The sequence below is a fragment of the Acinetobacter sp. BIGb0102 genome, assembly GCF_003815055.1.
Taxonomy (GTDB): Bacteria; Pseudomonadota; Gammaproteobacteria; order Pseudomonadales; family Moraxellaceae; genus Acinetobacter; species Acinetobacter vivianii.
Genome location: NZ_RKQE01000013.1, coordinates 292,689 through 307,482, shown reverse-complemented (window position 1 = coordinate 307,482; position 14,794 = coordinate 292,689). Strand labels below are relative to the sequence as shown.

Here is a 14,794-nt window from a genome sequence, read left to right as displayed (position 1 = left end):
AAGAAGTTATCTGGGCAGATAACTTCTTTTTTATGCAAAATTAAAGACGGTTGTCTTCATCGAGCAATAATTGTGCTTCACGAAGGTTTAGGGTACCTTCATAAATTGCACGGCCTGTGATCGCACCTAAAATACCTTTTTGGCCTTTTAAGTTGCGTACATCATCAAGGTTGGTCACACCGCCCGATGCAATCACGGGTAAGCCAGAATAGTCTGCCAGATTGACAGTCTGCTCAACGTTAACACCTTGCATCATGCCATCACGGGCAATATCGGTATACACAATGCTTGATACGCCTGCATCTGCAAAACGTTTCGCAAGATCAGTCGCCTTGACGTCAGTAATATTGGCCCAACCATCAGTTGCCACCATGCCATTCATGGCATCAATACCGACAATAATACGACCTGCAAAACGCTTACATGCTTCTTCTACAAACTCAGGCTCTTTAACTGCCTTAGTTCCGATAATGACAAAAGAAACACCAGCTTCTAAATAATGCTCGATGGTTTCAAGTGAACGGATACCACCACCAATCTGGATTGGCAGTTCTGGCTGTGCACGTACAATCGCTTCAACCACAGGTTTATGAACCGGCGTGCCGGCAAAAGCACCATTTAAATCGACTAAATGTAAACGACGTGCGCCTTCATCCACCCAATGTTGTGCTGTTGCCACAGGGTCATCAGAGAAAACAGTATCGTCTTCCATACGTCCTTGTTTTAAACGGACACATTTACCATCTTTCAGGTCAATTGCTGGGATGATTAGCATACACCGCTCCTTGCGTCATCATAGAGTTTAAATTATTAGGGGCTTGTTGAACGTCCCTCTATGATTGCGACAAAGAAGGCAATTTAGCCTACAACGCAATGCATTTCTGAATGTTCAGCGAGCCCTATATTAGCAAAGTATTGATCAATCTCTAAGCCTTGTCTGTTGATCCTTCAAGTATTTTCATGATTTGTTGTTGTAATTGTGGTGTGAATCGGTGTTGCTGGTAAAGCTGTTCAAATACCAGCAGTGCTGCATAAGCGTCAGCTGCGGCATAACTGATTTGTTGAGGACTAAGACGTTTCACTGCCCAATTTGAGGTACTGATCTTTTTACTCTTGGCAAAATAACGCTGGAATAGTAGGGCAATCGCGGTTTGTACACCGACTTGGCTCCGATAACCAAAACTTGCAAAGCTTTTAGAAAGTTCAATCAATGACATGGGCTGGATATCTTTGCCACGAAAAATATGTGCATCATTTTTAAGTCCAAAACCGACTTTGAGTTGCTGTTCATTTTCCAAAATGGGCTTTAAAAAGGCCAAAATTTCGGTACTGACTTGGAAAAGATAAACGTTATTGCGGGTTGCAAGCTGGATGACGTGTGGCCCTGTCGATTTTTCCCCCACTTTAAAGGTCGGTTTCGATTCACTGTCAAAACCGAAAACTTGGATGGAGCTGAGTTGATCTTGCAGGGCCAAGCATTGTTCAAGCGTTTGAATGACAATAATCTTGTCTGAAGCAAGGTTTTCAAAAGCAGGTAAGGCACGTATTTGTTCTTTGCTTAGAGGCGCTACTGCGTGTTGAGGTGTGTCCATCTGCATTCAAAACTCAAGTCATTTCTCTGAGCTTAAAGGGTTTTATTGAAATAAAAAAGCCAAGTCGAAACTTGGCTTAGCAAACATGACGTATTTATTTAGCTTGATTTATCTATTGCTCAATCTGAGTTTGCTGGCTTCTTTGCACATATTCCTGATATGCAGGAACTGCACTGCCCACTAAGGCAAAGATGACGGCAAGTGGAATAATCACAATATAAATCCAGCCCAAAACTTTTTCCCAGCCAGCAGTTGCACGTACAGAACCAAATTTATTTGGCCCTTCTGTTCCTTTAGCGCAGAGCAGATAAATAATGAAAATGAAATTTACAAAGGGGACAAGGGCTAATAACGACAACCAACCCGTTTGATTCCGGTCATGTAGACGACGAATGGTAAATACAAAAGAGAAATAGACGAACACGATATAAAGAATGATAAACAGGACAATTGCGAGGATTGGATAATCTTGCCCTTGTTCGAGATTGTCACCAGTCACGAGCACAGCGCCAAATGCCAAGACAAAAATGATAATCACTGCGGCGATTGAACTTAACAATGTCCAAGCTGCATAGGAAAGCCGACCAAAACGGCCTTTAGCACTTAGTGGATGATCCACGTTTTGAGTTGATGAATTCATTGTTATTCCTATTTAAGTGTTTTTATGGAGTTGTAAAACTGAAAAAATGTATTATGCATTAGAATATTAAAGAAATTTTTTAAATTAATGCTTAAATTATTTTATATATAACAGATCAAGTCATAACAAAGGACTTGATCTGTATGAGTGAAGCTTAAATTTTCCATTCCACAAAGTTTTTTAACAACTGTAAACCAGCGGTATGACTTTTCTCTGGGTGGAATTGTGTTGCGAACAAATTGTCTTTATGAATCGCCGTACAGAAGTTCACGCCATAATCACAGGTTGCTGCCGTGACTGCTGCATCTTTTGGCTCAACATAATAACTATGCACAAAGTAGAAACGCGCATCTTGTTCAATGTTGTTCCACATTGGATGCTCTGGATCAAGCTGATGTACTTGATTCCAGCCCATGTGTGGCACTTTTAAATTCGGAATTTCAGGGAAATGTTTAACCACACCATCGAAAATGCCAAGCGCATCAACACCACCATTTTCTTCCGAGCTTTGTAGCAGCGCTTGCATACCTACACAAATTGCCAGAACAGGTTTGTTGAAGGCTGCCTGACGCACCACCTCATCAATCCCTGCTTCACGCATACCTTGCATGCAGTCACGCATTGCGCCTACACCCGGAAACACAATCTTATCAGCTTTGGCAATCAGTTTAGGATCGTTGGTCACGTCCACTGTTGCACCGACATGCTCTAGCGCTTTTGCCGCAGAGTGTAGGTTGCCCATGCCATAATCAAGTAAAGCAATACGTGTCATTACAAGCTACCTTTGGTTGAAGCAATAGTATTTTCAGCACGTGGATCAACCTCACAGGCCATACGTAATGCACGCGCCAACGCTTTAAATACACTTTCAATCTGGTGGTGGCTATTTTTGCCTTTCAGGTTATCAATATGCAGTGTCATTAGTGCATGATTGACAAAGCCCTGGAAAAATTCCGAGAATAAATCGACATCAAAGCTACCAATGCGCGCACGGGTAAATGGAATATCCATAAATAAGCCAGGGCGACCAGACAGATCAACCACCACACGAGATAGTGCTTCGTCTAAAGGTGCATAAAAATGCCCATAACGACGTAAGCCTTTTTTATCACCTAAAGCTTGGGCAAAGGCTTGTCCCAGTGTGATTCCGCAGTCTTCAACGGTATGATGGTCATCGATTTCCAGATCACCATCGCAATGAATGTCGATATCAAATAGACCATGACGCTTGATTTGATCAATCATATGGTCTAAAAATGGAACTCCAGTGTTGAGTGTGCCTTGACCAGTACCATCGAGATTGAGACGAACTCGAATTTTTGTTTCGTTGGTATTTCTTACCACTTCACTGATACGTTGCGTCATGGACACGTTCCTCAAAAAAACGTCAAAAATGATTGAATTAAAAACCAATAGTTTCGCTGTGACGAAAAAGTGACAGCATCATAGTTTGCTCAGGAGGGTTAATCAATGCCTATTACCGTACATGCTTACAGTTCTCTGGAAGATTCAGGAATTCGTACTCAGCTAGAGCGACTTTACGATACCAGCCCAGAGTTTGGTGACGGGCAAGATGCAATGGAACAACTTGAACAAAATCTACAGCAATATACCACAGTTTACACTGCCGAATTTAACACCAAAATTATAGGTGCAATTTGGGCGACAGGACAAGGTGAAAGCCGTGTTCTGGAATATATTGTGGTTCATCCAGCCAATCGTGGTCGTGGTGTTGCAGAACGTCTGGTTGAAGAGGTTTGCCGCATGGAAGAAGCGCAGGGCGTGCAACAGTTTGAACCAGGTTGCGGGGCGATCCATCGTTGCCTGTCGCATCTCGGTAAAATCTAAAAAGCTGCCTTAAAATTATGCTTTGTAGCAAAATTAAACGCTTAAACGAAAAATCCACAAATTTGCTTGACGGGCTTAGACAAACATTGTTTAATACGCCCACTTTGGCGTGATAGCTCAGTAGGTAGAGCAACGGATTGAAAATCCGTGTGTCCCCAGTTCGATCCTGGGTCTCGCCACCATAAATTTGTATTTTCAATCCCTGATCCCATCAGGGATTTTTTTTATCTTAAAAAAAATGATTGCGTGAAAAATGGGCAATCAAATCAAAAGCTCATGATAATTATTGACTATTGGGCCGAGATACGGCTTAATACACCCCATTGGCGTGATAGCTCAGTAGGTAGAGCAACGGATTGAAAATCCGTGTGTCCCCAGTTCGATCCTGGGTCTCGCCACCATATTCAAAAAGCCTCAAACGAAAGTTTGAGGCTTTTTTTATTGCTTCAATATTTTGCTATATTGAGACGAAATAGAAGAATTGAAGAATAACATCGTATGAAAGATCTATTTTCGGCGCAAAGTGAACTTTATCAACAGGCGCGACCAACTTATCCACAATCGCTCATAGACAGCTTAATTAAGCAGCTTAAAGGTTTTGATGGCGCATGGGACTGTGGTGCAGGTTCAGGACAATTAACGCGGCTGATTGCGCCGTATTTTCAACAGGTGATCGCAACTGATCTGAGCCAGAACCAGCTCGATCAGGCGCCGGCTTTGAGTAATGTCAGCTACTTACAGCAAGCTGCGGAGCAGGGCACTTTTCCAGATCATCATTTTGACTTGATTACCGTTGCACAGGCGATTCACTGGTTTGACTTTGAAAAATTCTACGCACAAGTGAAACGAACGCTCAAACCAGAAGGCGTGATTGCAGTGATTGGTTATGGCTTGTTAGCGCTTGATGACGCGCTTTTGAATGATCGGTTACGACAACTTTATCATCAGACCTTACACGGCTTCTGGGATGCAGAGCGGCGCTATATTGATGAGCATTATCAAACGATTCCATTTCCTTTTGAGGAAATTCCAATGCCGCAGTTTCAGATTGTACTACGTTGGACAGGACAGCAGCTGTGGGATTATCTGAATACTTGGTCTGCGATAAAACATTACCAAGATCAAATGCGAGTCAGTGCTTTAGCGGATTTACAGGATATCCTGCTGATCCAGCAGCCGATGCAGGTCACTTTTCCTATTCTGCTGAGAGTGGGGCGGCAAAGCATTTAAAAGACTGATAATAAAAAAGCATGCCGAAGCATGCTTTTTGATGAAGAACCAAGGAGATATTAAGCTGATTTAGCAATATCTACAGGTGCTAACATATGACCTGTTTCTTCAAAGTTGGCATGCCAAGACAATGCCTCACGTAGAATATGTGGCGTATGGCCGCCACGTTCGCAAGCACGGTCAAAGTAATCGTTGAGTGCACCTTGATAAAGTGGATGTACACAGTTGTCGATAATCACACGCGCACGTTCACGTGGTGCCAAGCCGCGTAAATCAGCTAGACCCACTTCAGTGACCAGAATATCGACATCATGTTCATTATGGTCGACATGGCTGACCATCGGCACGATCGATGAAATATCGCCGCCTTTGGCAATTGATTTGGTTACGAAGATCGCAAGGTGAGCATTACGGGCAAAGTCACCTGAACCGCCGATACCATTCATCATTTTGGTACCACAGACATGCGTTGAGTTCACGTTACCGTAAATATCAAACTCAAGCGCAGTATTAATCCCGATAATCCCTAAGCGACGTACGATTTCAGGATGGTTGGAAATTTCTTGTGGACGTAACACCAGCTTGTCTTTGTATTTTTCAAGATTGCCAAAAACGCGTTCGCCACATTGTGCTGATAAAGTAATTGAGCTGCCTGAAGCGAACTTCATTTTGCCTGCATCAATCAATTCAAAGGTACAGTCTTGTAGTACTTCTGAATACATTACCAGATCTTCAAAGTTTGAATCTTTAAGACCGGTTAAAACGGCATTGGCAATTGAACCAATCCCTGCCTGTAATGGACCTAAGTTCTTCGCTAAACGGCCTTCAGCCACTTCTTTTTCAAAGAATTTAATTAAGTGATTCGCAATACCTTGAGTTTCAGCATCAGGTGGGGTCACAGTTGATGGAGAATCCGCCGTATCATTCAATACGATACCGACGATTTTCGCTGGATCGATTGGAATTGCAGTTGAGCCAATACGGTCATGTACTTTCGTTAATGGCAGTGGGGTGCGTGTTGGACGGTAAGTCGGGATATAAATATCGTGCAGACCTTCGAAGTTTTCACTGAGAGATGTATTGATTTCAACAATCACTTTTTCTGCAAAAATCGCAAAGCTCGCAGAGTTCCCTACAGAAGTGGTTGGAACAATATGACCTTCTTCGGTAATCGCAACCGCTTCAATCACCGCAACATCTGGGCGTTTCAATTGCTGGTTACGCATTTGCTCAACGGTTTCAGATAAATGCTGGTCAATAAACATCACTTCGCCGTTGTTGATGGCACGACGTAAAGTATTGTCGACCTGGAATGGCATACGACGAGCAAGTACACCTGCTTCTGTCAATTGCTTGTCTAAGTCATTGCCGAGGCTGGCACCAGTAATTAACGTGATTTTTAACGGATTTTTCTTGGCTTGTTCAACCAATGCCTGAGGAACAGCTTTTGCCTCACCTGCACGGGTAAAACCGCTCATACCTACCGTCATATCATTTTTAATAAAGCTGGCAGCCTGTTCTGCACTCATCACTTTGTCGTGTAGAGCTGCTAGGCGAATACGACTTAAAGACATCATCCATTCTCAATTTTGCTTTTCATTGGGTATGGATTTTAGCGCTAAAACATGAAAAGTGAATTGAAATAAGGCTAAGGTCTAATACAGCTGCATACGCTTTATGCACTTATGTTTCAGCCTGATTTTTAGATACGAGATAGCTGATTGAATTTAGAAGAAAAAAGATAAATGTGGGGTGAATAAATCAAGTTGTAACAAGTGTGTCGAATGGATAGAAAGTCGCCGATTTTGTGGTGATTAAATAGGCGACTTTAGTCTAAATCAACAGATTTTATGCGATTGATTCAGGATTCTGGTTTAGAAATGCCCTGTAAGAGTTTGCTTGATCTTATCAATGGCATTATTCGGTGATTCGGTTGCTGGTGCAGCCGTTGGAATAGGGAGAGAAATTACCACTTCCAAACCACCTTGTTCACGATTGCGAATATTGATCTGGCCTTGATGGATGTCGACAATACGTTTCACAATTGCCAGTCCAAGTCCGCTACCTTGAATGGTGCGCGCAGAATTACCGCGTACAAAAGGCTGCATCAGTTCTTCGACCTGATCAGGTGGAATACCTTCACCATGATCGGCGACGGTAATCAGGATATGATCATCGACATGACTGGCAGACAGTTCAATCGGTTCTGCACCATAGCGTTTGGCATTATTGATCAGATTGGCAATGAGGCGTTTCAGCGACAAACTACGGGCAGCAATGATCGGGAGTTCTTGTGCTTCAAAACGAATATCTAGTGGTTTAAATTGCACCACCAGTTCTTGCAACAGGCTATTCAGATTGGTCTCTGTGAGCTCTTCATCGGAACCATCACGCATATAGGAAATGAACTGATTCAGAATCGCGTCCATATCATCCACGTCGTAGATCAGACCTTCACGGAAAAACTCATCAGGTAGCATTTCAGCGGTTAAGCGAATACGTGTTAATGGTGTGCGTAAATCGTGCGAAATACCCGCCAGCATGATTTGACGATCACGCTCGGTTTGCTCCAGCGTATACACCATATGGTTAAAGGCCTGATTGACCTGACGGATTTCGAGCGGACCATGATTGGTATCGAGGTAGGGGGCTTTGCCTGTTTTACTATAATTATTCGCGGTATTTTGCAATCGACGTAAAGGTCGATTCATTTGGCGAACCAGAATTAAAATAATGATAGAGGAGACAATCGGGACACCAAATAGCCAGCCAGCAATCAGCTCAACACTATAGTTGGTATAGGTTTTTAAAGGTTCTCTGACCCAGTTACCATCCATTTCAGGCGTTTGAATCCAGATCCGTGGAATGGGTTTAAATTTAAAATAAACGGTAACGTCTTTAACGCCCAGCTCTTTCGCCAGTTTTTCTTCAATCTGGTTGGTAAACAGTTCTGCTAGGAATTTATCTTCAACTTTGGGAAATTCTTTGGGATCAGTTACATATTCAATGCCGATACGATTTTTTAACCATGTATCGACATCCACTTCGCTATCACGATGCAAAATACGGATATCTGGATTGTTGACCAGTTCCAGTTCAATCGCAAGATAGCGGGCATGTTGCTGCAATTCAGGAAGATAAAGCGTTCGCCAAAAGAACCACAAGGACATAAACAGGCTAAAAAACACCATGAACAAGACCAGAATGGTGGTGCGCATGGCAGCGGAACGCGGTTTAATTTTATCTAAAAAACGTTCCCATTTCGTTCGGGGCCTTTCGGAATAAGCCGCGAACTCGGTAAATTCTTGTGGATCAATTGGTTCAAGTTTCAACGTTTAATTTCCTGAACTTACTCTGCGCCATCTGGAACAAAAACGTAACCCACACCCCAGACGGTCTGGATGTAACGTGCGCGGGCAGGGTTATCTTCAATTAAACGACGTAAACGCGAAACTTGGACATCGATTGAACGCTCCATTGCACCCCATTCACGGCCACGCGCTAGATTCATCAATTTGTCGCGTGTTAACGGCTCACGAGGGTGTTGAACGAGGGCTTTCAATACCGCAAACTCACCTGTAGTTAACGTCACTACCTGACCTTCACGGGTCAAGGTACGTGTAGACAGGTCGAGTGACCAAGGGCCAAAGCTGACTACTTCAACTTGCTGACTTGGTGCACCAGGCACTTCACGCACTTGGCGACGTAGTACCGCACGGATACGGGCAAGTAACTCATTTGGGTTAAACGGTTTTGGCAGGTAATCGTCTGCACCCGCTTCAAGACCTGCAATACGGTCAGAATCACTACCGCGTGCAGTGAGCATGATAATTGGCGTGTCAATATTAGACTGACGTAAGCGACGACAAATACTTAAACCATCTTCTACCGGGAGCATAAAATCAAGCACGATTAAAGAGAATAGTTCACGTTGTAGTAAACGATCCATTTGTGTCGCATCATGAGCAGTTTTTACGACGAAACCTTTATCTTCGAGGAAACGTTGTAAAAGCGTACGCAAGCGCACATCGTCATCGACCACTAAAATGCGTTCGACCCGGTCTGTCTCATGGTGTACGGTTTCCGTCGATTCAGCAGGTACAACTAAACTCATGATTGTGCTCCTTTATCGTTTATTGTCATCGTCTTTATGCAATGCGAGTGTGAAATATCTATAGACCTTCGAGTATACGATTCATTGCACAGTTTTGGCTATGTTATAAAGCAACAAATATTGCCAATAAAATCAAGAGATAGATACCAAATATATACAGGCAAAATCATGACAATCAACCTATTTTTCAATATTTAGGCAGAAAAAACAGCTTGTTTTGGAAACATTCGGCGATTTGCATAAAAGATAAGGGGGCTGATTTTGTTAAAAACCCTGTGCATAATGACCAAATAAAGCGCTATGTTTAAAATTTATACACAGCGAAAACACAATATTCAAAAAAACAATGGTGGATTTTATAGCCATGAACTTTATAATCATTGCTTTTAGACTTAACCCTTGTGGAATCAATCACGATGACTGACTTAGTTCAGCAGTTGGCAAATGAACTTGCCGTACGTCCAAACCAAGTAGAAGCTGCTATTCGTTTAATTGATGAAGGTGCTAGCGTTCCTTTTATTGCACGTTACCGTAAAGAAGTCACGCAAGGCTTAGACGATACGCAATTACGTCAACTCGATACACGTTTAACTTATTTACGTGATTTATACGAGCGTCGTGAGAAGGTAATTCAATCTTTACAAGAACAAGATAAATTAAGCGATGATTTATTAGCACGTGTAAATGCGGCTGAAACGAAAAATGCATTAGAAGAAATTTATGCACCTTATCGTCCAAAACGCACCAGCAAATCATTTAAAGCAAAAGAAGCTGGTTTAGGGCCAATTGCTGAAAAAATTCTTGCAGATCAAATTGATCCTGCTGAAGCTTTGGCTGGTTTTAGTCATGAAGATTATCCAGATACTGAAAGTCAGCTCGATGCAATCCAGCATATCCTGATTGACGACTGGGCACAAAATATTGCCTTAATCACTGAATTAAAACAAACTTTTGCTAAAACTGCAGTATTGAAAAGTGCAGTCGCTTCTGATGAGAAAAAAGAAGTGGGCAAGAAATTCCGTGATTATTTTGAATTTTCTGAAAATCTCAATAAAGTACCTTCACATCGTTTATTGGCGATGTTACGTGGCCGTCAGGAAAATGTACTGGGCTTAAAAGTGGATGGTGAAGATGATGCACCATTGGCACGTATTGAGACAGAATATAATCTTGAGCAGCTTCAACCACAAAGCCGTCAGGATTATTTAAAGCAAACCGCTAAATTATTCTGGTTGGGTAAAATCCGTCCGCAAATTGAACATTCATTATTAACAGATAAGCGTTTAGCTGCTGAAGCTGAAGCGATGGATGTCTTTGCTGAAAACTTACGTCATTTATTACTTTCTGCACCTGCAGGTAGCCGCACGACTTTAGGTGTAGATCCTGGTATCCGTACGGGCGTGAAACTTGCTGTCGTGAGTGATGCAGGGGATGTACTGGCGCATAGCACTATTTATCCATTTGCACCAAAAGAAGATAAAGAAGGTTCGCTTGCAGAACTTGCTCGTCTATGCCGAGAGTTCCACGTGGAACTTATTGCAATTGGCAACGGAACTGCAAGTCGTGAAACCGAAGCTTTGGTTGCAGAAATGATGGCGGCCAATGCAGATTTGAAATTGACGCGTATTACCGTAAGTGAAGCGGGTGCATCAGTTTATTCTGCAAGTGAGCTGGCTTCACAAGAGCTTCCAGAACTTGATGTGTCGATTCGTGGTGCAGTTTCAATTGCACGCCGTTTGCAAGATCCATTGGCTGAACTCGTTAAAATTGATCCAAAATCAATTGGTGTAGGTCAATATCAACATGATGTGAATCAGACTGGTTTGGCAAAAACACTGGATGCAGTGGTTGAAGACTGTGTGAACGCTGTTGGTGTAGATGTGAATACGGCTTCTCCTGCAATTCTTGCTTATATTGCAGGCCTGAATAAATCGATTGCTCAGCAAATCGTGGAATACCGTAAAGAAAACGGTCGTTTTGATAACCGTCAGGCATTGAAAAAAGTACCACGTTTAGGCGAACGTACTTTTGAACAATCAGCAGGTTTCTTACGTGTTCAAAATGGTTCAGAGCCATTGGATGCATCTGCTGTTCACCCTGAAAGTTATGGCTTGGTGGAAAAAATTGTTGCGGCAAAAGCAACTACGGTAAAAGACATTATTGGCAACACTGAAATCATTCGCCAAGTGAAGGCAGATGAGTTTGTTGATGACAAATTTGGTTTACCGACTATTCAGGACGTTTTAGCTGAATTGGAAAAACCAGGCCGTGACCCACGTCCAGAGTTCCGTACTGCGAAGTTCCGTGAAGACATTACTGAGGTTGCTCAACTGACTGAAGGCATGCAGCTTGAAGGTGTGGTAACCAATGTGACCAACTTCGGTGCTTTCGTTGATGTGGGTGTACACCAAGATGGTTTAGTCCATATCTCTGAACTTGCTAATGAATTTGTATCTGATCCACATAAAGTAGTGAAACCAGGTCAAATCGTACAAGTACGTGTGATGCAGGTTGACGTGGAACGTAATCGTGTCAACTTAAGTATGCGTGCAGAAGGTTCTGCGCCAGCGAAAGCAGCGCGCCCGCAACGTGCTCCGCAAGAGCGTACTGAGCGTAAGCCACAGGGTCAACGTCCACCACGCAAAGAAGGTGACTTTAAACGCCCACAACATAACAAGCCGAAATCTGATAAACCTCAAGAGCAAAAAATTGGTGGTTTAGGTGCGTTGTTATTACAAGCTGGGATTAAAGGTTCTAAGTAAATTTATAACGCCTAAAAAAAACCTCCTTCGGGAGGTTTTTTTATTGCGGTTATGCATTGTTCAGCTTATTCACTGTAGATTGAGAGCCTGTTGAAATCTAAGATGAGGCGAATCTTAAGATCAACAAAAATAGGTTTAAATCGATAAATAAATATACAACGTTATAATGTAACCAAACTTTAAACCTCGCACTTTGTCGGACAATATCATGCAAGCCTTAAAGTAGGGAAAACACTTTCAGGCAGTAAAAATTAATTATTTTTTATTATAAATGGTTGCCTCATGACAAGTTTAACACTGAAAAATAGATTCCATTTAAATGACCTCCTCTCCGGCGTTGTCGTTTTTCTCGTGGCCTTGCCTTTATGTCTAGGTATTGCTTTAGCTTCTGGAGCGCCCATCATTTCAGGCATCATTGCTGGAATCGTTGGTGGCATTATTGTCGGACTGCTGAGTGGCTCTCACATTAGCGTTTCGGGTCCGGCAGCAGGACTGACTGCAGTCATTCTGGTACAACTGGATCAATTAGGCGGCAATTATGCCGCTTTTTTATTGTGTATCGTCTTTGCCGGGATTTTACAGATTTTATTTGGGCTCTTTAAATTGGGATTCTTTGCGAATTTTATTCCCAATAATGTGATTTTGGGATTACTGGCTGCGATTGGTGCAATTCTGATAGTGACTCAATTGCCTTATTTATTGGGTTTATCCAACTTTTCTTGGGATATGTTGTGGACCAGTACACCGAGTGCCTTGGTTCAGCATTTTGATCTGGGCGCTGCCTTAATTGGCCTGCTGAGCTTATTTCTGATTCTGGCTTGGGATAGCAGTCCATTGAAAAAACTGGCTCTACCTTCGGCCTTGATTGCCGTTGTACTGGCTGCGGGTTTAAATTTTATTTTAATTCATATTGGTTCGCCGTGGGCGGTACAAACCGATAACCTGATCCAATTGCCTAATATCTTAGAGGCGCCTCAAGAGGTGCTGGTTTTCCCTGACTTTGCTTATCTGGCCGAGCCATTGATTTACACTGGTGCGGTTACTTTGGCCATCGTGGCTTCATTAGAAACATTATTGAATCTGGAAGCCGCAGATAAACTGGATTCACAAAAAAGATCGTCTCCACCCAATCGTGAGTTGTGGGCACAAGGGGCGGGTAATATTGTGTCGGGTTTGATTGGTGGAATGCCAGTGACATCGGTGATTGTACGCAGCTCGGTCAATGCCAATACAGGGGCGCGTAGTAAATGCTCTACCATCATTCATGGGGTACTTTTGTTATTGGCGGTCTTGTTCTTTGTGCCATTGATGAACATGATTCCACTATCTGCGCTGGCCGCTATTTTGATTTTGACGGGTTTTAAACTCACTCATCCCAAATTATTCAAACAGTTATATCAAAAAGGCTGGAAGCAGTTCTTACCTTTTATTATTACGCTAGTTGCAATTTTACTGACCGATTTATTGACTGGCATCGTAATCGGTTTGCTGACCAGTAGCGGCTTCATTCTCTATGGTAATTTTAATAAAGGGGTACGGGTCTATAAAGAAAAGCATTTGCATGGCATCGTGACGCGTATTGAACTGCCTTCACAAGTGACCTTTCTAAACCGTTCTGCATTGATCTCAGCCTTGGAACATGTGCATAAACATCAACAGTTAATTATTGATGCAACCCAGTGTGATTCGATTGATCCAGATATTTATCAAGTGATTCAGGACTATCAGAATGAAACTGCCAGTAAACGTCAGATCGATCTCAAGCTCATTGGATTTAAGCAACATTATCAGGATGTCGATGAAGCAGCACTGGATATTTATATCAGTACCCGAGAACTGCAACGTAAATTAAGTCCACAAGAAGTGATCACACTGCTCAAAGAGGGAAATGAACGTTTTGTGAAAAATGAACGCCTGCAACGGGATATTTATCGTCAGATCCGAGTCACTGCGGATGAAGGACAGCATCCGATTGCAGCGGTACTGGGCTGTATGGATTCGCGTGCCCCGACCGAGATGATTTTCGACGTCGGGATTGGCGATTTATTCAGTTTAAGAATTGCTGGGAATATTGCTGGACAAAAAGTACTGGGTTCGCTTGAGTTTGCCTGTCAGGCCAAAGGTTCAAAGGTGATTCTGGTTTTGGGCCATACCGATTGTGGTGCTGTCACCAGTGCTTGCCAATTACGTTTGCAGCATAAACAGGTTGCCGATGTCCCAGAGATGCCGCATATCCAGTATGTACTGGGGCCACTGATGCATTCGGTCGACAGTGTCTATGACATCATGCAGCCACGTGATTTGAGTAAGGCCTTTATCAATCAGGTGACGGCGATGAATGTCCACTACAATATTCAATACATCATTACCCATAGTCCAGTATTGAGAGAGATGCTGGAGCGAGGTGAAATTGCAATTGTCGGGGCAATTTATGATGTTAAAACAGGACATGTCGAGTTTCTGGATAGTTGATCTTTAAAGCCAAAAAAAGCGCCTGTTCTGAGGCGCTTTTTTTATTTGCGCTGTGATAGATTTATTTTTTTGTCTCTTGAATTGGAATTTTATCGAGTGAAAAGGAGAATAAAGTCTTACGTAGTTCTGTCTTAGG

At 42.7% G+C, this 14,794-nt stretch carries 12 protein-coding genes and 2 tRNA genes; 6 read left to right on the top strand and 8 right to left on the bottom strand.

Annotated elements, in window-relative coordinates; genetic code table 11:
- Positions 1 to 40: 40 nt before the first annotated feature.
- The 5 genes from hisA to hisB all read right to left on the bottom strand — a co-directional run bounded on the left by hisA (position 41) and on the right by hisB (position 3,597).
- Positions 41 to 775, bottom strand: a complete 735-nt coding sequence (hisA, locus tag EC846_RS12735; protein ID WP_123775369.1) for a 1-(5-phosphoribosyl)-5-[(5-phosphoribosylamino)methylideneamino]imidazole-4-carboxamide isomerase — start codon at positions 773 to 775, stop codon at positions 41 to 43.
- Positions 776 to 926: 151 nt separating this feature from the next.
- Positions 927 to 1,598 (bottom strand): 3'-5' exonuclease, encoded by a 672-nt coding sequence (locus EC846_RS12730; protein ID WP_123775368.1) that lies wholly within the window; start codon positions 1,596 to 1,598, stop codon positions 927 to 929.
- Between the two features lie 106 nt (positions 1,599 to 1,704).
- Positions 1,705 to 2,232, bottom strand: a complete 528-nt coding sequence (locus EC846_RS12725) for a DUF805 domain-containing protein (protein WP_123775367.1) — start codon at positions 2,230 to 2,232, stop codon at positions 1,705 to 1,707.
- A gap of 154 nt (positions 2,233 to 2,386) precedes the next feature.
- Positions 2,387 to 3,004 carry an imidazole glycerol phosphate synthase subunit HisH gene (hisH, locus tag EC846_RS12720; RefSeq protein WP_004776132.1) on the bottom strand — a complete coding sequence of 206 codons (618 nt, stop codon included), beginning with the start codon at positions 3,002 to 3,004 and terminating at the stop codon, positions 2,387 to 2,389.
- Entirely contained in the window at positions 3,004 to 3,597 is a 594-nt protein-coding gene (gene hisB / locus EC846_RS12715) for an imidazoleglycerol-phosphate dehydratase HisB (RefSeq protein WP_004776131.1), read from the bottom strand. Before hisB ends, hisH begins: the two co-directional genes overlap by 1 nt.
- 105 nt (positions 3,598 to 3,702) lie before the next feature.
- Between hisB and EC846_RS12710 the strand changes: the two genes are divergently transcribed.
- The 4 genes from EC846_RS12710 (at position 3,703) to EC846_RS12695 (ending at position 5,310) form a co-directional block, all read left to right on the top strand.
- A complete protein-coding gene (locus EC846_RS12710; RefSeq protein ID WP_004776129.1) occupies positions 3,703 to 4,080 on the top strand; it encodes a GNAT family N-acetyltransferase in 378 nt (125 codons plus the stop codon).
- A 106-nt stretch (positions 4,081 to 4,186) separates the two neighbouring features.
- Positions 4,187 to 4,262: transfer RNA gene (locus EC846_RS12705), tRNA-Phe, on the top strand.
- 143 nt (positions 4,263 to 4,405) lie between these two features.
- Positions 4,406 to 4,481: transfer RNA gene (locus EC846_RS12700), tRNA-Phe, on the top strand.
- A 97-nt stretch (positions 4,482 to 4,578) separates the two neighbouring features.
- Positions 4,579 to 5,310 (top strand): class I SAM-dependent methyltransferase, encoded by a 732-nt coding sequence (locus EC846_RS12695; RefSeq protein ID WP_123775366.1) that lies wholly within the window; start codon positions 4,579 to 4,581, stop codon positions 5,308 to 5,310.
- A 59-nt stretch (positions 5,311 to 5,369) separates the two neighbouring features.
- Here EC846_RS12695 and EC846_RS12690 read toward each other — a convergent pair whose 3' ends face one another.
- The 3 genes from EC846_RS12690 to ompR form a co-directional block, all read right to left on the bottom strand.
- Positions 5,370 to 6,884: an acetyl-CoA hydrolase/transferase family protein gene (locus EC846_RS12690; protein WP_123775452.1), complete on the bottom strand. Its 1,515-nt coding sequence runs from the start codon at positions 6,882 to 6,884 to the stop codon at positions 5,370 to 5,372.
- A gap of 300 nt (positions 6,885 to 7,184) precedes the next feature.
- Positions 7,185 to 8,642, bottom strand: coding sequence for an ATP-binding protein (locus tag EC846_RS12685; RefSeq protein ID WP_069577703.1), 1,458 nt, complete (start codon positions 8,640 to 8,642; stop codon positions 7,185 to 7,187).
- 17 nt (positions 8,643 to 8,659) lie between these two features.
- A complete protein-coding gene (ompR, locus tag EC846_RS12680; RefSeq protein WP_004657337.1) occupies positions 8,660 to 9,424 on the bottom strand; it encodes a two-component system response regulator OmpR in 765 nt (254 codons plus the stop codon).
- A 416-nt stretch (positions 9,425 to 9,840) separates the two neighbouring features.
- On the opposite strand from ompR, the gene EC846_RS12675 reads away from it, so the two are divergent.
- Positions 9,841 to 12,186, top strand: coding sequence for a Tex family protein (locus EC846_RS12675; RefSeq protein ID WP_123775365.1), 2,346 nt, complete (start codon positions 9,841 to 9,843; stop codon positions 12,184 to 12,186).
- 282 nt (positions 12,187 to 12,468) lie between these two features.
- Positions 12,469 to 14,658 (top strand): SulP family inorganic anion transporter, encoded by a 2,190-nt coding sequence (locus EC846_RS12670; RefSeq protein WP_123775364.1) that lies wholly within the window; start codon positions 12,469 to 12,471, stop codon positions 14,656 to 14,658.
- Positions 14,659 to 14,794: the final 136 nt, after the last annotated feature.